We start from the raw sequence: 18,581 nt of genomic DNA on the forward strand, positions 1-18,581 counted from the left end.
TGGCTGGGCCTCAAAGCCCGGCGATTATAGTTAAAATCCGGAATATGTGACCCGGCGGCCACGACAGCCGGGGCGATCGCGCTGCAAAGCGAAGTTCACGGTAACGGCGCCGGGAACTGATCCCGTGGCGGAGCTTGGCAGCGTTGCCTTTGACAGGTCATAGTCGGTAAGTCACACGCGCTGGCCCGATTCCGACGCCGCGCTACCCTGAATTCTGGAGGTTTCCGATGCCCGACGCCGTCAAGGTCGGCTTTGTTCCCTTTTCGACCGCCTCGCGCGGAACCCTCGTGGTATTCTGCGATGAGGCACTGAAGTTCGGCCGGGCCGCAAGCAAGGCACTCGGTTCGTCGGCCGGACTGGTCAAACGCGCGGCCGCAGCCAATCAGTTCAAGGGCAAAAGCGCGGCAACGCTGGATATTCTCGCTCCGGAAGGGCTCAAGGCCAATCGTCTGATCGTCGTGGGCGCCGGCAAGACGCCGGCTCTCAAGAGCAGCGATTTCCTGAAACTCGGCGGCGTTATCGCGGGAAAGGTTCGCAGCGACAACAACGGCGTTACTGTCATTGCGGAACTGCCATCCGCGGCGATGGAGCCGGATCAGTCGGCTTCACTGGCTTCCGGCATCCGGTTGCGCGCTTACAAATTCGATCGTTACAAGACGCGGAAGAAGGACGGCGATGACGCGGTCATTCGCGCCGATGTATCGATCGCGGTCGCCGATGCCGCCGCGGCGAAGAAGGCGTTCGCGCCGGTCAATCACGTTGTCAACGGTGTCATTATCGCGCGCGACCTGGTCAACGAACCGCCGAATGTCCTCTATCCGGAGGAATTCGCGCGGCGCGCGAGCCGGTTGCGCGCGATGGGAGTCGGCATCGAGGTTCTTGACGTCAAGGCGATGACGAAACTCGGCATGGGCGCGCTGCTGGGCGTGGGGCAGGGGTCGGCACGGCCCAGCCGGACGGTCATCATGCGCTGGAATGGCGGCAAGAAGGGCGAGCCGCCTGTCGCTTTCGTCGGCAAGGGCGTCTGCTTCGACACCGGCGGTATCTCGATCAAACCCGCCGGCGGCATGGAAGAGATGAAGGGCGACATGGGCGGGGCCGCCTGCGTGGTCGGGCTGATGCACGCGCTCGCAGCGCGCAAGGCGAAGGTGAACGCCATCGGCGCAATCGGCCTCGTCGAGAACATGCCGGACGGCAGCGCGCAGCGGCCCGGCGATATCGTGACGTCCATGTCGGGACAGACCATCGAGATCATCAACACCGACGCCGAGGGCCGTCTCGTTCTTGCGGACGTGCTCTGGCATGTCGTCCGCAAATTCAAGCCGAAGGTCATGGTCGATCTCGCAACGCTGACCGGCGCGATCATGGTCGCGCTCGGCACCGAGCATGCCGGCCTGTTCTCCAATAACGACGAGTTGTCGGAGCGCCTTACCAGGGTGGGCCTGGAGACCGGTGAGCGGGTCTGGCGGATGCCGCTTGCGCCGGAATACGACAAGCTGATCGACTCGAAGTTCGCCGACATGAAGAACACGGGCGGACGCCATGGCGGCTCGATCACGGCCGCGCAATTCTTGCAGCGGTTTGTTGACGATACCCCGTGGGCGCATCTCGACATCGCGGGAACGGCGATGGGCGCTCCCAAATCCGACATCAATCAGAGTTGGGGATCCGGGTTCGGCGTGCGGCTGCTGGACCGCCTCGTCGCGGAGCATTACGAAACGAAGCGATGACGGAAGTCCTGTTCTATCATTTGCAGAACATGTCGCTTGAAAAGGTTCTGCCGCCGCTGCTCGAAAAGACTTTCGAGCGCGGATGGCGCGCGGTGGTCCACACGACGTCTGAAGAGCGTGCCGATGCGCTCGACGCGCATCTGTGGTCCTATAGTGACGACTCTTTCCTGCCGCATGCGACGTGGCGGATCGAGGATGCAAGCGAACAGCCGATCGTGCTGACGATCGATGGCCGCAATCCCAACCGGGCCACCGTCAGATTTCTGGTCGACAGCGCCCCGCTTCCGGAAAGTCTTGATACCTATGAGCGGCTGGTGCTGATATTCGATGGCGACGACGGAGCCGCGCTGGATGCCGCGAGAGCCATCTGGACGGAATGCAAGTCGCGAGGATGTGAGGCGACCTACTGGCAGCCTGACGAAACGGGGCGCTGGCAGCGTCGCGGGTAGCCAGATAGAGCGATTTTAATTTGATGAGACTTGAAGCTTTCTGATCAAACACTAGGGTCCAGCCATGGTCGCGCCGCAAATCGGTGTTGGGACAGGCCTTCCGCTACGATCCGCCGGGACAGAATTCGTCGTGAGACAGCCCAGATTTTGCCGAAGGGCCCTGATACCGCTGCTTTTGATGGCGCCGCTCGTCTCGGGCTGCGGCACCGCGTCGGATATGTTTTCGACCGGCCTGCTCTCGAAGGATGCGGACTGGTTTTCGCGATCCGGCCGGTTGTTCATCAAGAACGTTTCGGTCGAGGCGCCGCCGCTGACGCCGGACAAGCCAGTCTCGCCGGACGATCTCATCAGCGCCGACGGACTTTGCCCGGGAATGGCGCCGCCGATCGGTACGGGTGAATCCAGCGCGCTCGCTGATAGCGCGGGAGATACTCCGACAGCCCCGGCGCTCGCGGCTTCGGGTACGGTGGCGTTAGGCCATACCGAGTGCGACGTGACGCGCGGTCTTGGCGCCGCGCCAGACAATGTCAGCCTATCCAGCAATCCTAGCGGCGATCGTGTTGCAGTCTTAACGTTCCTGAAGGGACCGCGTGCCGGAATCTACACGTTTACGGCGGGACGCCTGTCTTCCATCGAGCAGGCGCCCGAATCAGCCGTCCGTCAGAAGCCAGAGCGACGAGCCAAACGACGGTAACAGGGTAAGTTACGGTAACGGGGTAAGTTATAGCGGTTGCCAGCGAGTGGACGACCTGTTCGCGTCAAGATACCCGCGTCAAAACAACGTCCTGGAACCTTGGTTTCTGATTCCGTCATAACCGGAAAGGCTCCAGTCCTGGAAGAGGCTCCAGTTCTGAAGACGGCTTTCCGTCAGCCTGGAGCGTTATCGTAAGACGAACTGGCCTCCAGCCATGCCTCTTCCGCCCGCCGCAGCGCATCGGCCGCGCTGGCGCGCGCCTTGGTGAGTTGCGCCGCCTGTTTGGGCTCACGCTTGAACAGGTCCGGCAGCGCAAGGGCGACATCGATTTTTGCGATGATTCCAGTAATTCGCTCGATCTCGGCCTCGGCGGCCGTAATCTTCTGTTTGAGCGGCGAGCGTCGTTCGGTTTTCTCGCGCCGCGGCTTGTCTCGGCTATCGTCGCGCTGGCCGGACACCCGGTCGCGGCCGTTCGTGCGGAGACCCCGTGCCGACAAAACCGCCCGACGGTAATCCTCGAGATCGCCGTCGTAAGGAGTAACGGTATGGTCCGCCACCACCCATAGCTGGTCGGCGCAGGCCTCGATCAGATAACGGTCGTGCGACACCATGATGACAGCGCCGGGATACTCGTTGATGGCTTCAGCAAGCGCGGCGCGGCTGTCGATATCGAGATGGTTGGTCGGCTCGTCAAGGATGATCATGTTGGGAGCAAAGAACGTCGCGAGCCCGAGCAGAAGGCGCGCTTTTTCGCCGCCCGAAAGGCTTCGAACGAGCGTATCGCCCGCCTTGCCGGAAAAACCGATGCCTCCCACGCGGGCGCGGATTTTCGTTTCCGGAGCATCCTGCATCAGGCGCCGCACATGATCGTAGGGCGAGCCGTCGAGATCCAGCTCGTCGGTCTGATGCTGGGCGAAATAGCCGATCGAGAGCTTGTCGGCGCGCACCACCCTGCCGGCGAATGGTTGCAGCTTGCCGGCAAGCAGTTTGACGAGGGTGGACTTGCCGTTGCCGTTGGCGCCGAGCAGGGCGATGCGATCGTCCTCATCGACCCGCAACGTCACGCGCTTGAGAACAGGCGATTGCGGATCGTAACCGACGACGGCCTCGTCAACGGCGATGATCGGCGGCGACAGCAGCTTGTCCGGCACGGGAAAGGAAATCTCGCGCACGTCCTGTGTGACCAGCGCGGTCACGGGTTTCATGCGCTCGAGCATCTTCACGCGTGACTGTGCCTGGCGCGCCTTCGAGGCCTTGGCCTTGAAGCGATCGACGAAAGCCTGGAGCCGCTTGCGCTCATCGGCCTGCCGTCTGGCGTGCTTGGCGTCGAGCAGCTCGCGGGTTGCGCGTTGCTCTTCGAAGGCAGAATAGGTTCCCTTGTAGAGCGAGAGCTTGCCGCGATCGAGGTGCAGAATCTGATCGACGGAGGTGTCGAGGAGGTCGCGGTCGTGACTGATGATGATGACCGTGCGCGGGTAGTGCGCGAGGTGATCTTCCAGCCAGAGCGTTCCTTCAAGATCGAGGTAGTTGGTCGGCTCATCCAGCAGCAACAGGTCGGGTGACGCGAAAAGCGTTGCCGCGAGCGCGACGCGCATGCGCCAGCCACCTGAGAATTCCGAGCAGGGGCGGGCCTGGTCCGCCGTTGAAAATCCGAGGCCGCTCAGAATCGATGCCGCCCGCGCGGGCGCGGAATGAGCGTCGATATCGACCAGACGCGTCTGGATGTCCGCGATACGTTCCGGATCGCGCGCCGTTTCGGCTTCATGCAGCAACGCATGGCGTTCGGTATCGGCCTTGAGCACGACCTCGATCAGGCTTTCCGGTCCGTCGGGAGCTTCCTGTGCGAGGCTGCCCACCCGCCAGCGCGGTGGAATGGCGATGGTGCCCGTTTCCGTCGGCAGTTCACCGCGTATCGCGTGGAACAGCGTCGATTTGCCGACGCCGTTACGTCCGACGAAGCCGACACGCGCGCCGGGCACGATCTGAACGGAGCTATGGTCGATCAGCAGGCGTCCGGCGATGCGGATCGAAATATCGGTGATGGAAAGCATGCTTTGTTTTTCACCGCCGCGCAGCCGAACGCAACCCGTTTGTGAATGAAGGCGGGAGGAGGCGGGGCCTGACCAAAGGAGGGGGTCAACCGACCTAGCCCCCGGCGTCAGCACCTCAACTATGGTGATCCTGCGCGCGAAGCCGCTGCACCAGCAACTGAAGCCGGAGAGGGAGTTCCGATTCCTCCGGCCGCATGTCCGTCCGCAACCGTTCGCTGATCGCTCTCGCGACCACGTTGCTCGTTTGCGGATCAATCCGGTCGGCGCTTTCGGCGGTTCGGTCGTGCATTTCAGTTCCGTGTCCTACGGACGTGAGTCGGGTATTTCACTTCTGATCCAGGCAGAAGCGAAACTGCTCTGGGTTGTTAAGTCCCGGAGCGGAAAATTGTTTCGGGGTATGCCTCTCGGGTGCGGAATCTTCAAGTCCGAAGATCGCGGCCGGTGTGGAAATCAGTCATTCAACGGGCCGGGGTCTTTGACATCGAGCAGGCTTGGGGCGGGCCGCGCCGATCATTTCAGTCAGCCATTGTTCAAGCGGGTGCCTGCTCGCAGGAATTTCTGAGGATCGACAGCTTCCCCGTCGATCCTTGTTTCATAATGCAGGTGCGGCCCCGTCGAACGGCCCGTCGAGCCGACCTCGCCGACCATCTGTCCGGCCTTGACGGACTGGCCAACCTTCACATTGATCGCGGAAAGATGCCCGTAGCGGGTGGACAGGCCATTGCCATGATCCACCTCGACCATCCGGCCATAACCACCCGTCCAGTTCGCGGTGGTGACCTTTCCGTTCGCCGTCGCACGTGCGGCCGCTCCCGTTGCGGCGCGAAAATCGAGCCCGGTATGCATCGCCGGCCGCCCAACGAACGGATCGACGCGAACACCGAAACCGGAGGTGAATTCAAGCTCGCCCGTGACCGGCTTGCGATAGGGAACAATGGCGAGAGCCCGGTCGAACCGATCGATCTGCGCCCGTGTCAGGTTGACGCGGTGAAGCTGGCGCTCAAAGGGATCGGCATCGGATCGTAGCCTGACCGGCACATAGGGCCCGCCCGTGCCGGGATTCGACGCGGCCGCCATTCTCGCGACACTCAGTCCGAGATCGGAAAACACGCTACGCATCCGCCGCAGGCGGGAATCCATGCCGTCCGCGATCGCGTTCAACTCGGCGACCTGCCAGCTTTCGACCCGATCGAGCGAGGATTCCAGTCGCATCAGCCTGTTGACCTCGCCGGTGAGGTTCATGAGCGGAACCGGTTTGGGACGGGCGTCGGCCGGATCACGAGAGTCGAGCGCCGCGCCGCGATCGGGCATCTCGAAGCCGGCGGCGTCGTTGATCGGAGATGGCTTGTCGGCCCGCGACGGGCCTGTATCGGTGTCGTTTCCCGTTTTTTGCGCCGTCCCTTTGATCGAACCCGTCACTGAAACATCGGATATGGCATTCAGGGCACCGGCGCGGGATTCAAGCAACGCCTGACGGCGCATGATCCCGTCGAGCTTTCTTTCGAACTGTTCCTGATCGAGCAATTGACGGCTGGTGGTGCGGTCGACACGCGAGCGCAATTCGGCAATGCGATCCTCGTAGGCGTATTGCATTTCAGCCTGCCGCGCGAGGAGCCGCGTCAGCACATCATCGCGAAAGGCAAAATACGTCGCCGTCGCGGCCGACCAGACCCCGAGCAGCGTGACCGTTCCGACCGCGATCCAGAACACGACCGGGCCAAACCGAACCTGTCGGCCGCCATGAGCGAAGGTGTAGCCGCTCCGTTTCTCCGGCACGCCCGACGACAAGCCTGCCGCGGCACGGCGGGACGGACTTCGATCGTGTTTGTGAGCGTGAGCGCGCTGCGGCGGATACTCGACACACTGACTGGAACGGTACGACATCGACACTCCTGTGCCGACCGAAAACCGAGTTCCAGGCGGCTCAACTTCGATGCTGATTGGAACCGTTCATGGTTAATTTTCGGAAAACGGCCATGCGGCTTCACAGTTCGCGCGCGGCCGAGAGCACCTCGTCGGCGTGACCTTCAACCTTGACCTTGCACCAGATACGAGCGATCCGTCCCGCCTCATCCACCAGTACCGTTGTGCGAAGAACGCCAAGGAAAGTCTTGCCGTACATGGATTTTTCACCCCACGCACCATACGCCTCCAGCATGTCGCGCTTTTCGTCCGATATCAGAGGAATGGACAGCTTGTGCTTGTTTCGGAACGATTGCTGTGCCTTTAAGGGATCGGCCGATACGCCGATCACCGCCGTTCCACTGGCGGCGAAATCTGTCGCTAGCCGGGTGAAGTCTATCGCCTCCCTGGTGCAGCCCGGCGTGCCCGCGCGCGGATAGAAAAAGATCACGAGCTTCCTTCCCGCGAGATCAGCAAGCGAAACCAGCGCGCCGTCTTCCCTGGGAAGGCTGAAGGGCGGGGCCGGGGAGCCTTCCACGAGCCCGGCGGCTTGAGAGGCCGGCGGAGCGGGGCGCGGTTTGGATTTTCCGGTCGCTGCCAGGGAGGGTGACGGGCCGGCCTCGCGAGCCCGTTCCGTGTGACTGACGGTCGGAGCCCGCACCGTTCCCGAACTGTCGGTTTTCGAGGATTTCTTGCGTATCTTCTTGGACATACGCCTTCCTTTCGTCGTTTTCCAACGCTCATTATCCGTTATGATTGCTGCGGATGCCGAGGACGAATCGGTCAGACTGCCGCCGCCATGATTGCGGCCGCGGGTACGGTTACAAGGGATTCGACGGATTGTCCGCCCCGCATCACAGGAACGTTCGTCCGGACGCGGCGTGCGGACCGATGAGAGCGAAAGCTCCGGACCAAGCCGGCACCGAGAGGCAATGACTAAAAGCACGCCGACACGAGATCCAAATCTGCACGGCGGCCGTCATGTCTCGCAGAGAGAGGTCGCCGGATGGGATGAGGACGACGACGAACTCCACAGCCGCCGCGTACGTCGGTTACTGTCGCGATCGGATTCGCGGTTCCACAGGGCCGGCGACCGATTCGTAAGGTTCAAAAACTGGCTGACGGGAGAACGCTGGGTCAAACGGCTGGCGGTCGCCTTTCTGGTTCTGTCGGTCACGTTCGCAGGGGGGTTCGGTGCGCTCTGGTGGCGCCTCGGCGCTGGCCCCCTCAATCTCGACATGATGACGCCATGGCTTGTCAGCGCGATCGAGGGAAACATCGGTCACGACAACACGGTGGAAATCGGCGGCACTCAGATCGAGCGCGCCGGCAGAATTCGTATCGCGGTCCGTATTCGTGACGTCGTCGTCCGCGATCGCGATCGTGTCGTGATCGCGAGCGCCCCCAAGGCCGAAGTCAAGCTGTCCGGCATAGCGCTGCTGACCGGCCGGCTGCGCGCGGAAAGTCTGGATCTGGTCGACGCCGAGCTTGCGGTCCGGATTACGCCGGACGGCCAGGTCACCGTTTCCACAGGCGACAACGCCAAGCCGCTTGCCACAGGCGTCGCGCCGCCCCTGCGATCCGGCCTGCCATCGACGGTCGTTCCCTCGGAAACGTCGTCCCCCCCACAAGCGACGCAGCAACTCTCCGACTCCCCGGCCGCGGCGCCGGCGGTCTCGGAAAGCAGCGGCAACGCAGGCGCCTTGTTGGCGGGACTGGAATGGCTCGACGGCCTCGGCGTAAGAGGACTCGATGGCCAGAATCTCAACGAGATTGGTCTGAAGAACGGGACACTGGTGGTTGATGACCAGCAGCGCGGCAACCGTTGGAGCTTTAGCAACATCAGCCTGAGCCTTCGCCGGCCGAGCGCGGGCGGAGTCGCGTTCACTGTCAGCGAAGGCGGCAGCAAGGAATGGTCGCTTCATGTCGCGGTCGGGCCGCCCGCGAATGGCGTTCGTCCGATTGAATTCCGCGCCGCGGGAATTCCAGCGAAGACCGTTTTGCTGGCTCTTCGCATCAAGGATCTCACTTACAGCGCCGACATGCCGCTCAGCGGCGAACTGAAGGGTGAAATCGGTCGCGACGGCCTGCCTACTTATCTCCGCGGCAATCTTTTCGCGGGCAAGGGCACGATCATCGATTCCGACACGCCGGATTATCCCATGGCGATCGATCAGATCGAGATAAACGTGGAATGGGATTCGGGACGGCGGGTGCTCCTGGCGCCGTTCAAGATCGTGTCCGGCGAGAACCGAATTACGCTGCTCGCCCGTCTCCAGCCTCCGAATGGCAATGTTCCTGACTGGCAGATGGGTTTGAGCGGCGGCACCATCGTACTTGCCGGCTCCGATGGCGAAGCGCCTCTGATCTTCAACCGCATTGCGGTCGGCCTGCGTTTCGACACCGAGCACAGGCAGGCCATTCTGACCCAGGCCGATATCAGCAACGGCGAGATCGGCATCGCGGGCACCGGCAGCATCGACTATTCGGATGCGCCGCGCCTGAAACTGGGCTTCGCCGGGACGCCGATGTCCGCCGCCGCCCTCAAGAGCATATGGCCGGTTGTGATCGTGCCGGAGTTGCGCGAATGGGTTATCGGGCGAATTAAACGAGGCTTTCTCAAGCGCATTGAAATCGGCGTGAATTCGCCGCTTCACAATCTGTCGCGTCGCGGACCGCCGATGCCGGATGACGGGCTTTCGGTTGATATCGTCGCCGACAATGTGACGATCTATCCCGTTGATGAATTACCCCTGGTCCACGACGCCGGCTTGAAGGCGCGGGTGACAGGAAGAACGGCGACGGTAACGATCGAGCAGGCCGTCACCGACACTCCGTCGGGCCGAAGGCTCAACATTTCCGACGTCGTTTTCGAAGTGCCCGATATGGCGCCCAAACCCTCACCGGCAAAGGTGAGATTCAGAATAGACGGTCCGGTTCCCGCAGCCGCCGAGATTCTCGTCTCGGATCGCCTCAACGAATTCACCGATAATCTGATCGATCCCAACTCCAGCAAGGGAACAGTCGCGGCACAGATCGCCTTGGGGCTGCCGCTCACGCGACAGATCACCAAGGAGGACACTACCTATTCCATCACCGCCGATCTCACGGGTTTTGCCGCCGACCGGCTGGTCATGAATCAGAAGCTTGAAGCGAGCGCGCTGAAGGTCACCGCCAACAACGAGGGGTATCACGTCAAGGGCGACGTCAAGATCAACGGCCAGCCGGCATCGCTGGACTACCGCAAGCCGGCGAATGGCGATGCGGACATCAAGTTGCAGGCCACGCTGGATGATGCGAGCCGCGCGAAACTCGGCATCGATCTCGGCGCGGGAGCGACCGGTTCGATTCCCGTCAAGCTGGCCGGGAAGATCGGCAGCAACAGGGATAATAAATTCGCCGTCGATGCCGATCTCACATCCTTGAAACTCGACAACGTTTTGCCCGGCTGGGTCAAGCTGCCGGGAAAGTCAGGACACGCGACGTTCAATGTGGTGCAGAAAGCGCAATCCACGCGCCTGGAAGACATCATCGTCGATGGCAGCGGCGTGACGATAAAGGGATCTCTGGAACTCGATCAGAACAGCGATCTGGTGAATGTGAATTTCCCGGTTTACGCGCCGTCGGAAGGTGACCGGGCTTCTCTGAAGGCCGAGCGAAACGCTGACGGCGTATTGAAGGTCGTCATGCGCGGCGACGTGTTCGACGGTCGCGGCTTTCTCAAATCGGCGATCTCGGGCAAGCAGGCCGACGCCAGAAGCAAGTCGAAGAGCATCGATTTCGACATCGACCTGAAGATCGGAGCCGTCGCCGGATTTTACGGCGAAGCCATCCGCAGCGCGGATGTGAAGATGGCCCAGCGTAACGGGTCGGTTCGCAGCCTCGCCATGACCGGCAAGATCGGCCGCAATACACCCCTGACAGGCAATCTGCGCGGCCGTCCGCAGGGTCGCGACGTGGTTCTGATCGAGACAGACGACGCGGGCGCATTCTTCCGCTTTACCGATACCTACGGAAAGATGTTTGGCGGTCAGCTCGTGCTGGCCATGGACCCGCCGACCGCCGAGGCGCGGGCCAAGCAGGGATTGATCAATGTTCGGGATTTCACCATCAAGGGAGAATCCGCTCTGGATCGCGCCGCGGCGGGTGGCCCCCGAACCGCACAGAACGGTATTTCGTTCTCGCGTCTGCGCGCGGAATTCAGCCGGCAGAACGGGCAACTCACGGTCCGCGATGGCGTCGTCAAGGGTCCGACGATCGGCGCGACCATCGAGGGGCGGATCGACTATCCCGCCAACGAGGTTCGCATGAGCGGCACCTTCGTTCCGATGTACGGGCTCAACAACATCTTTGGACAGCTTCCGGTTGTCGGACTCATCCTTGGGGGCGGCAGCGACGAGGGATTGATCGGCGTGACTTATGAGGTGGTGGGAACACCGGGACAACCGCAACTGCGCATCAACCCGATCTCGGCCATGGCTCCCGGACTGGTGCGCAAGATTTTTGAGTTCCAGACGGGACGAACAGCCAACCAGATCGAGTTTCCGGCAACGAGCGGGAACTGAACGCCATAGCGTTCTCCGGACGTGCTATGCGGGCCGCAGCAGGACGTGGCGTTTCTTGCCCATCGAAAGCTTGATCACACCCTCGGGCGTAAGATGATCCGGCGTCAGCATCATTTTTTCGTCGGCCACGGCGACATCGTTGACGCGAAGGCCACCACCCTTGATCTGGCGGCGCGCTTCGCCGTTCGAGGCGACAAGGCCCGCCTTCACGAACAGCGCGAGCACACCTGCGCCGTTCGCAAGCTCGCTCCGCGGAATATCCAGCGTGGGAAGACTTTCGGAAATAGCGCCTTGCTCGAACGTCGTGCGCGCGGTGTCGGCGGCTTTCCCGGCTTCGTCGCGACCATGCAGAAGCGCGGTCGCCTCGGTCGCGAGCACCTTTTTGGCCTCGTTGATCTCGGCGCCCTGCAACGCGGCCAGCTTCGCGATCTCACCCATCGGCAGGATCGTGAACAGTTTCAGGAATCTGCCGACGTCGGCGTCCTCGACGTTGCGCCAGTACTGCCAGTAATCGTAGACCGGCAGCATGGCGGCGTTGAGCCAGACCGCGCCCGCCGCGGTCTTGCCCATCTTGGCGCCCGACGACGTTGTGAGCAGCGGGCAGGTCAGCGCGTAGAGCTGATGCGTGCCCATGCGGCGGCCAAGATCGACGCCGTTGACGATGTTGCCCCACTGATCCGAACCGCCCATTTGCAGGTTGCAGCCGTGGCGGCGCGCCAGTTCCACATAATCGTAGGACTGAAGGATCATGTAATTGAACTCGATGAACGACAACTCCTGCTCGCGCTCGAGCCGCATCTTCACGCTATCCATCGTGAGCATGCGGTTGATGGAAAAATGCCGGCCGACGTCGCGCAGCATCTCGATATAGTTGAGCCTGGTGAGCCACTCGGCATTGTCCGTCATGATGGCGTCGTTCTTGCCATCGCCGAAAACGAGGAACTTCGAAAACGTGCCCTTGATCGACTCCTTGTTGGCGTCGATCTGGTCGTAGCTCAGAATTTTGCGCGTTTCGTCGCGGCCCGACGGATCGCCCACGCGCGTGGTGCCGCCGCCCATCAGGGCGATCGGCTTGTTTCCGGTCTGTTGCAGCCAGTGCATCATCATGATCGAGAGCAGGTGGCCGACATGCAGCGACGGCGCGGTGCAGTCATAGCCGGTGTAGGCCGTCACCTGATTTTTGGATGCCAGCGCATCAAGACCTTCGAAATCGGAGCATTGGTGGATAAAGCCCCGTTCCTGAAGCGTGTTGAGAAAATCGGACTTGAAAGCGACCATGGCACTATAACTCTAATCTCTTGTTCAACTGAACACGCAGCTCAAATTCGGCACAGGATAGCTGTCAGCCGCCGCCCGGTTATACTGCGTGTCAGGTGTGTGCCATTATAAGAAGCGCGCCTTCGGCACAAGCCGGCCACTGGAGACCAAAGGGCGATGATGACGGCGATCGGCATGATGAGCGGCACCTCGCTTGACGGCGTTGATGTCGCCTTGATCGAAACCGACGGTGAGCGCGTGACGGCGTTCGGGCCGACAGGCTATCGCCCTTACACAGATGACGAGCGCGGCCTGTTGCGGGAGGCGCTGGCGGAGGCGGTCAATCTGACGCGGCGCGACGCACGGCCGGGCGTGATCGGCAAGGCCGAGCACGCCGTGACCATGGCGCACGCCGACGCCGTCACGTCCTTCCTCGCGCGGAACGGCGTCGGGCGCGAGGATATCGATATCGTCGGTTTTCACGGCCAGACCGTTCTGCATCGGCCGGCGCAGCGGCTGACCGTGCAGATCGGCGACGCGGACGCGCTGGCGAAAGCGATCCGTGTGCCGGTGATGCATGATTTCCGCGCGGCCGACGTCGCCGCCGGCGGGCAGGGCGCGCCGTTCGTTCCCGCCTATCATCGCGCGCTGGCGCAGTCGCTCGGCCGCGACGGTCCGACCTGCGTGGTCAATATCGGCGGCGTCTCCAATGTCACCTATATCGACGGCGCGGACACCTTGATCGCCTGCGACACCGGACCGGGTAATGCGCTGCTCGATGATTTCATGCTTCGCACGACGGGCGAGCCATTCGACCGCGACGGCAGGCTGGCGGAGCAGGGCCATCCCGATGCGAGCTGGATCGCAAGCGCCCTGAAACACCCGTTTTTCGCGCTGCCGCCACCCAAATCTCTCGACCGCAACGATTTCGCCTCTCTCGTCCTGCCCGATAGGCCGCCAGCCGATGGCGCCGCCACCCTGACGGCGTTTACCGCGGCCGCCATCGCGCGGATCGTTCCGCTGCTGCCGAAAGCGCCGGAAAGATGGATCGTGGCAGGCGGCGGAGCCCGCAACCCGATCATGCTCGAGATGCTGCGGGAAAAATGTGCCCCTGCGGCTGTCGAGCGGGCCGATGCGCTCGGCTGGTCGATTGACGCGATGGAGGCGCAGGCCTTCGGCTATCTCGCGGCGCGTGGCCTGAAAGGCTTGCCCCTGAGCTATCCGGCGACCACCGGGGTGCCGGTACCGATGACCGGCGGCGTGGTCGCGCGGCCCTAGCGCGTACTCCGCAAAGTGGATGCCGGTTTTGCGATCAGAGTACGCGCTAGTTATTGGTCGAGAGGATTTTCTTAGCCGGAAAATGCTCTGGCCGCCGTTTGCGATGCTGTGGCAACCTCACAAGCGATGCGGCTACCGGATATTGGCAAGCCTCATATCGAGATAGCTGGTGACCGTTTCCATCAACGGTTCCATCCTGTCCTCGAAGAAGTGGTTAGCACCCGGAATGGTCTGCTGATCGATCACGATTCCCTTCTGGGTCTTCAGTTTCTCGACCAGCGTCGTGACATCCTTGGCGGGCGCGACGATATCCTTCTCGCCATGGACGATGAGCCCTGACGACGGGCATGGCGCCAGAAACGAGAAATCGTAGCGGTTCGGCTCAGGCGCGATCGAGATGAAGCCTTCCACCTCGGGCCGCCGCATCAGCAACTGCATTCCGATCCAGGCGCCAAACGAAAACCCTGCGACCCAGCAGGCGCGCGCTTCCGGGTTGATGGTCTGCGCCCAGTCGAGCGCCGCCGCGGCGTCCGACAATTCGCCAGTGCCGTGGTCGAACGAACCCTGACTGCGGCCGACGCCGCGAAAATTGAAACGCAGCACCGAAAAGCCGCGCGCCACGAAAGCATAGTAAACCTGATAGACGATCGGATGGTTCATGCTGCCGCGAAACTGCGGGTGCGGATGCAGCACCATCGCTATCGGGGCATTTTTCTGCTTCGCTGGATGATAGCGGCCTTCGAGACGGCCAGCGGGACCGGTAAAAATAACTTCAGGCATCGGAATCCTTGGTAAATCGGCCGCTCACAGGATCGGTTTCTGTTCGCGGCTCGACGACGAGGGCGATCAGGCCGCCGCAATGGCGGTAACAGAAAGTGCCGGTGAACACCGCCGCCTTCTAGCATAGGGCGAGGGGCGAAAAGCAAGCATCTTGCGCGGCTGTGACCTCATCCGCCGAAAATGCCGTATAGTCGCAATCACATGCAGGAACGAACCTACCTTGACTGGAACGCAACCACGCCGCTTCGGCAAGAGGCGCGGGCAGCAATGGCCGCGGCCTGGGACCTCTTCGGCAATCCGTCGTCCATCCACGCGGAAGGCAGGCGGGGGCGAGGACTGATCGAGGATGCGCGGGTGATCGTCGCGGAAGCCGTGGGAGGCGAACCGCGCAACGTGATCTTCACGTCAGGAGGAACGGAGGCCAACACCCTGGCGTTAACTCCTGTTAGCTGCAAACCAAAACAAAATATTGATAATATTATAGTTTCGTCAATAGAACATGCCTCCGTTCTGGCCGGAGGGCGGTTTCCGCCGGACCGGATGACGCGTTTGCCGGTCGATCGCTCGGGATTGATCGATCTCGACGCCTTGCGGACGATGCTCGCACGGCAACCTCCCACGCTGGTCTCGATCATGCTCGCCAATAACGAAACCGGCGCCATTCAGCCGGTGGCCGAAGCCGCAGGGCTGGTCCACGAGGCAGGCGGCCTGCTTCATGTCGACGCGGTGCAGGCATTCGGAAAAATTCACATTGATATCAACGAATTGAATGCTGATTTTGTATCTCTTTCTGCACACAAGATCGGCGGTCCGAAAGGGACGGGCGCATTGGTCCTCGCGGAGAATCGAAGCCATCCAACGGCCTTGATACGGGGAGGCGGCCAGGAGCGGGGCGGCCGAGCCGGCACCGAGAATGTACCGGGAATTGCGGGCTTCGGGGCCGCCGTGAGGGCAGCCGAAGCAGGTCGCGACACCGACATGGCTCGGGTTAAGGCCCTGCGCGACAGGCTGGAGGATGGCTTAAGACAGACTCGGGGTGGCGTGATCTTTTCCCAGGAGGTCGCGCGCCTGCCAAATACGACACTTTTCGGTGTTCCCACCTTGAAAGCGGAGACGGCCGTGGTCAGATTCGACCTTGAAGGGGTGGCCGTCTCATCGGGTTCCGCGTGTTCGTCGGGCAAAGTGCAGGCTTCGCATGTGCTGGCGGCCATGGGGTACGGCCCGGAAATGACCAGGAGCGCGATACGATTTTCGCTGGGCTGGGAGACCACGGACGCAGACGTGGATCGGGCTATTAAGACTTGGCGAAAGCTTTCAGGTGCACTACTAAGGGGGAACGAAACAGGGCTTGAACCATTCTAAGACAGCTTCTTCCTTAGAATTGGAGCAGGCACCAAGACTTCAATCCACCGTGGTCCTTGAAACCGCGAGCGGAGGTAGGAATGGCAGCCGTACAAGAGACGGTCGATCGGGTTCGCCAGATCGACGTCGATCAATACCGGTATGGATTCGAGACCATCATCGAGTCCGAGAAGGCCCCTAAGGGACTCTCCGAAGACACCATCCGGTTTATTTCCGCGAAGAAGAACGAGCCCGCATGGATGCTCGAGTGGAGGCTTGAAGCCTACCGCCGCTGGCTTACCATGCAGGAGCCGACCTGGGCGCGGGTGGACTATCCGAAGATCGACTATCAGGATCTTTATTATTATTCCGCGCCGAAGCCGAAGAAAGAGATCGCCTCGCTCGACGAGATCGATCCGGAAATCCTCAAGACCTACGAGAAGCTCGGCATTCCCTTGCGCGAGGTCGAGGTGCTCGAAGGCGTCGTTCGCCCCGAGGGGGAGCGCAAAGTCGCGGTCGATGCCGTGTTCGACTCGGTGTCCGTAGCGACCACGTTCCAGGAGGAGTTGAAGAAAGCGGGCGTGATCTTCATGCCGATCTCGCACGCCATCCAGCAGCATCCGGAACTGGTGAAGCAGTATCTCGGCAGCGTGGTGCCGACCTCCGACAATTTCTTCGCGACGCTGAACTCGGCGGTGTTCTCCGACGGCTCGTTCGTCTATGTCCCGCCCGGCGTTCGCTGTCCGATGGAGCTGTCGACCTACTTCCGCATCAACGAGCGCAACACCGGCCAGTTCGAACGCACGCTCATCATCGCCGACAAGGGCTCCTACGTCAGCTATCTCGAGGGCTGCACCGCGCCGCAGCGTGACGAGAACCAGTTGCACGCCGCCGTCGTTGAACTGGTCACGCTCGACGACGCCGAGATCAAGTATTCCACGGTGCAGAACTGGTACCCCGGCAATTCCGAGGGCAAGGGCGGCATCTTCAACTTCGTCACCAAGCGCGGCGATTGCCGCGGCGCGAATTCGAAGATCTCCTGGACCCAGGTCGAGACCGGCTCGGCCATCACCTGGAAATATCCGAGCTGCATCCTGCGCGGCGACAACTCGCGCGGCGAATTCTACTCGATCGCCATTTCCAATGGCTACCAGCAGGTCGACAGCGGCACCAAGATGCTGCATCTCGGCAAGAACACCACGAGCCGGATCATCTCCAAGGGCATCGCGGCAGGAAAGTCGCAGAACACCTATCGCGGTCTCGTCACCGCGCATCGCAAGGCGACCAATGCGCGCAACTTCACCGCCTGCGACTCGCTTCTGATCGGCGACAAATGCGGCGCCCACACAGTGCCGTACATCGAGGCCAAGAATACCTCGGCGCTGTTCGAGCACGAGGCGACGACTTCGAAGATTTCGGAAGACGTGCTGTTCTATTGCGTCCAGCGCGGACTGTCGCAGGAAGAAGCCGTCGGCCTCGTCGTCAACGGCTTCGTGAGAGACGTGCTGCAGCAGTTGCCGATGGAGTTCGCGGTCGAGGCTCAGAAGCTGATCTCGATCTCGCTCGAAGGAAGTGTGGGTTAACCCACGTCACTGCGAGTTCGCTACAAAGCTGGCGGTTGTGCCGGCTTTGCGCCGGGCGAAGCGATCCACCGATGGAACCGCCGGATTACTTTGCCGCACGAGCGCGCTTCTCGCGATGACGTAACGATAGCGAAGGATCTACAATGCCGTTGCTTGAAGTCAAAGACCTGCAGGTCCGTGTCGAGGAGCGTGAAATTCTTCACGGCCTGTCGCTGACCGTGAACAAGGGCGAGGTCCATGCGATCATGGGGCCGAACGGCTCCGGCAAATCGACGCTCAGCCATGTGATCGCGGGCAAGCCCGGCTACGAGGTCACCGGCGGTCAGATCCTGTTCAAGGGTGAGGACCTGCTGGAGATGGAGCCCGACGAGCGGGCGGCGAAAGGCGTGTTTCTCGCTTTTCAGTATCCCGTGGAAATTCCCGGCGTCGCCACCATGACCTTCCTGCGCACCGCGTTGAACGCGCAGCGCAAGGCGCGCGGCGAGAGCGAATACTCGACGCCGAACTTTCTGAAGAAGGTGCGTGAAGTCGCGGCCTCGCTGAATATTCCGCAGGACATGCTGCGCCGGGGCATCAATGTCGGCTTTTCGGGCGGCGAGAAGAAACGTAACGAAGTGCTGCAGATGGCGCTGTTCGAGCCGAGCCTCTGCATCCTCGACGAAATGGATTCCGGACTGGACATCGACGCGCTTCGCGTTGCGGCCGACGGCGTCAATGCGCTGCGATCACCGGATCGCGCCATGGTCGTCATCACGCACTACCAGCGGCTGCTGAATTACATCGTGCCCGATGTCGTGCACGTGATGTCGAAGGGCCGCGTCGTGAAGAGCGGAAACAAGGATCTGGCGCTGGAGCTCGAAGCATCGGGCTATGCACAATTCGAGGAAGCGTAACTCGAAGAACGGCCTTCGGCCTCGGATGAGATCATGCCCAGAATGATCTGAACGGATT

General features: G+C 61.8%; 14 protein-coding genes. 8 read left to right on the plus strand and 6 right to left on the minus strand.

What is annotated here, in order from left to right:
- Nucleotides 1-227: 227 nt before the first annotated feature.
- The 3 genes from NWI01_RS09415 (at nucleotide 228) to NWI01_RS09425 (ending at nucleotide 2,873) form a co-directional block, all read left to right on the plus strand.
- Entirely contained in the window at nucleotides 228-1,730 is a 1,503-nt protein-coding gene (locus NWI01_RS09415; protein WP_141383600.1) for a leucyl aminopeptidase, read from the plus strand.
- Complete coding sequence (locus tag NWI01_RS09420) at nucleotides 1,727-2,179, plus strand: DNA polymerase III subunit chi (RefSeq protein ID WP_141383601.1); 453 nt, start codon at nucleotides 1,727-1,729, stop codon at nucleotides 2,177-2,179. The genes NWI01_RS09415 and NWI01_RS09420 overlap by 4 nt, the downstream gene beginning before the upstream one ends.
- A gap of 178 nt (nucleotides 2,180-2,357) precedes the next feature.
- The gene (locus NWI01_RS09425; protein ID WP_141383602.1) at nucleotides 2,358-2,873 is read left to right on the plus strand and encodes a hypothetical protein; all 516 of its coding nucleotides are present in this window, start codon (nucleotides 2,358-2,360) and stop codon (nucleotides 2,871-2,873) included.
- Between the two features lie 173 nt (nucleotides 2,874-3,046).
- On the opposite strand, the gene NWI01_RS09430 is transcribed toward NWI01_RS09425, so the two are convergent.
- From NWI01_RS09430 to NWI01_RS09440, 4 genes are all read right to left on the minus strand, one after another.
- The gene (locus NWI01_RS09430; RefSeq protein ID WP_141383603.1) at nucleotides 3,047-4,924 is read right to left on the minus strand and encodes an ABC-F family ATP-binding cassette domain-containing protein; all 1,878 of its coding nucleotides are present in this window, start codon (nucleotides 4,922-4,924) and stop codon (nucleotides 3,047-3,049) included.
- A gap of 115 nt (nucleotides 4,925-5,039) precedes the next feature.
- On the minus strand, nucleotides 5,040-5,213 hold the full coding sequence (locus tag NWI01_RS18865; protein ID WP_181410424.1) for a hypothetical protein: 174 nt from the start codon (nucleotides 5,211-5,213) through the stop codon (nucleotides 5,040-5,042).
- Nucleotides 5,214-5,443: 230 nt separating this feature from the next.
- On the minus strand, nucleotides 5,444-6,808 hold the full coding sequence (locus tag NWI01_RS09435) for a M23 family metallopeptidase (protein ID WP_141383604.1): 1,365 nt from the start codon (nucleotides 6,806-6,808) through the stop codon (nucleotides 5,444-5,446).
- 100 nt (nucleotides 6,809-6,908) lie between these two features.
- The gene (locus tag NWI01_RS09440) at nucleotides 6,909-7,538 is read right to left on the minus strand and encodes a peroxiredoxin (RefSeq protein ID WP_141383605.1); all 630 of its coding nucleotides are present in this window, start codon (nucleotides 7,536-7,538) and stop codon (nucleotides 6,909-6,911) included.
- Between the two features lie 220 nt (nucleotides 7,539-7,758).
- Here NWI01_RS09440 and NWI01_RS09445 point away from each other — a divergent pair, with 220 nt between their 5' ends.
- Nucleotides 7,759-11,391: a YhdP family protein gene (locus tag NWI01_RS09445; protein WP_141383606.1), complete on the plus strand. Its 3,633-nt coding sequence runs from the start codon at nucleotides 7,759-7,761 to the stop codon at nucleotides 11,389-11,391.
- Between the two features lie 24 nt (nucleotides 11,392-11,415).
- On the opposite strand, the gene tyrS is transcribed toward NWI01_RS09445, so the two are convergent.
- Nucleotides 11,416-12,669 (minus strand): tyrosine--tRNA ligase, encoded by a 1,254-nt coding sequence (gene tyrS, locus NWI01_RS09450; RefSeq protein WP_141383607.1) that lies wholly within the window; start codon nucleotides 12,667-12,669, stop codon nucleotides 11,416-11,418.
- 156 nt (nucleotides 12,670-12,825) lie between these two features.
- On the opposite strand from tyrS, the gene NWI01_RS09455 reads away from it, so the two are divergent.
- Complete coding sequence (locus tag NWI01_RS09455; RefSeq protein WP_141383608.1) at nucleotides 12,826-13,926, plus strand: anhydro-N-acetylmuramic acid kinase; 1,101 nt, start codon at nucleotides 12,826-12,828, stop codon at nucleotides 13,924-13,926.
- Nucleotides 13,927-14,058: 132 nt separating this feature from the next.
- Here NWI01_RS09455 and NWI01_RS09460 read toward each other — a convergent pair whose 3' ends face one another.
- Complete coding sequence (locus NWI01_RS09460) at nucleotides 14,059-14,706, minus strand: alpha/beta hydrolase (protein ID WP_079446807.1); 648 nt, start codon at nucleotides 14,704-14,706, stop codon at nucleotides 14,059-14,061.
- 201 nt (nucleotides 14,707-14,907) lie between these two features.
- On the opposite strand from NWI01_RS09460, the gene NWI01_RS09465 reads away from it, so the two are divergent.
- The 3 genes from NWI01_RS09465 (at nucleotide 14,908) to sufC (ending at nucleotide 18,523) form a co-directional block, all read left to right on the plus strand.
- Nucleotides 14,908-16,068 (plus strand): cysteine desulfurase family protein, encoded by a 1,161-nt coding sequence (locus NWI01_RS09465; RefSeq protein WP_141383609.1) that lies wholly within the window; start codon nucleotides 14,908-14,910, stop codon nucleotides 16,066-16,068.
- A gap of 80 nt (nucleotides 16,069-16,148) precedes the next feature.
- Nucleotides 16,149-17,630, plus strand: a complete 1,482-nt coding sequence (sufB, locus tag NWI01_RS09470; protein ID WP_011314924.1) for a Fe-S cluster assembly protein SufB — start codon at nucleotides 16,149-16,151, stop codon at nucleotides 17,628-17,630.
- Between the two features lie 143 nt (nucleotides 17,631-17,773).
- Nucleotides 17,774-18,523: a Fe-S cluster assembly ATPase SufC gene (gene sufC, locus NWI01_RS09475; protein WP_141383610.1), complete on the plus strand. Its 750-nt coding sequence runs from the start codon at nucleotides 17,774-17,776 to the stop codon at nucleotides 18,521-18,523.
- Nucleotides 18,524-18,581 lie beyond the last annotated feature (58 nt).

Source organism: Nitrobacter winogradskyi, from assembly GCF_006539545.1.
Lineage (GTDB): Bacteria > Pseudomonadota > Alphaproteobacteria > Rhizobiales > Xanthobacteraceae > Nitrobacter > Nitrobacter winogradskyi_A.

Excerpts from the sequence above, each read along its gene's own strand:
- NWI01_RS09415 (WP_141383600.1), top strand. The coding sequence starts at position 228 with ATGCCCGACGCCGTCAAGGTCGGCTTTGTTCCCTTTTCGACCGCCTCG.
- NWI01_RS09420 (WP_141383601.1), top strand. The coding sequence starts at position 1,727 with ATGACGGAAGTCCTGTTCTATCATTTGCAGAACATGTCGCTTGAAAAG.
- NWI01_RS09425 (WP_141383602.1), top strand. The coding sequence starts at position 2,358 with ATGGCGCCGCTCGTCTCGGGCTGCGGCACCGCGTCGGATATGTTTTCG.
- NWI01_RS09430 (WP_141383603.1), bottom strand. The coding sequence starts at position 4,924 with ATGCTTTCCATCACCGATATTTCGATCCGCATCGCCGGACGCCTGCTG.
- NWI01_RS18865 (WP_181410424.1), bottom strand. The coding sequence starts at position 5,213 with ATGCACGACCGAACCGCCGAAAGCGCCGACCGGATTGATCCGCAAACG.
- NWI01_RS09435 (WP_141383604.1), bottom strand. The coding sequence starts at position 6,808 with ATGTCGTACCGTTCCAGTCAGTGTGTCGAGTATCCGCCGCAGCGCGCT.
- NWI01_RS09440 (WP_141383605.1), bottom strand. The coding sequence starts at position 7,538 with ATGTCCAAGAAGATACGCAAGAAATCCTCGAAAACCGACAGTTCGGGA.
- NWI01_RS09445 (WP_141383606.1), top strand. The coding sequence starts at position 7,759 with ATGACTAAAAGCACGCCGACACGAGATCCAAATCTGCACGGCGGCCGT.
- tyrS (WP_141383607.1), bottom strand. The coding sequence starts at position 12,669 with ATGGTCGCTTTCAAGTCCGATTTTCTCAACACGCTTCAGGAACGGGGC.
- NWI01_RS09455 (WP_141383608.1), top strand. The coding sequence starts at position 12,826 with ATGATGACGGCGATCGGCATGATGAGCGGCACCTCGCTTGACGGCGTT.
- NWI01_RS09460 (WP_079446807.1), bottom strand. The coding sequence starts at position 14,706 with ATGCCTGAAGTTATTTTTACCGGTCCCGCTGGCCGTCTCGAAGGCCGC.
- NWI01_RS09465 (WP_141383609.1), top strand. The coding sequence starts at position 14,908 with ATGCAGGAACGAACCTACCTTGACTGGAACGCAACCACGCCGCTTCGG.
- sufB (WP_011314924.1), top strand. The coding sequence starts at position 16,149 with ATGGCAGCCGTACAAGAGACGGTCGATCGGGTTCGCCAGATCGACGTC.
- sufC (WP_141383610.1), top strand. The coding sequence starts at position 17,774 with ATGCCGTTGCTTGAAGTCAAAGACCTGCAGGTCCGTGTCGAGGAGCGT.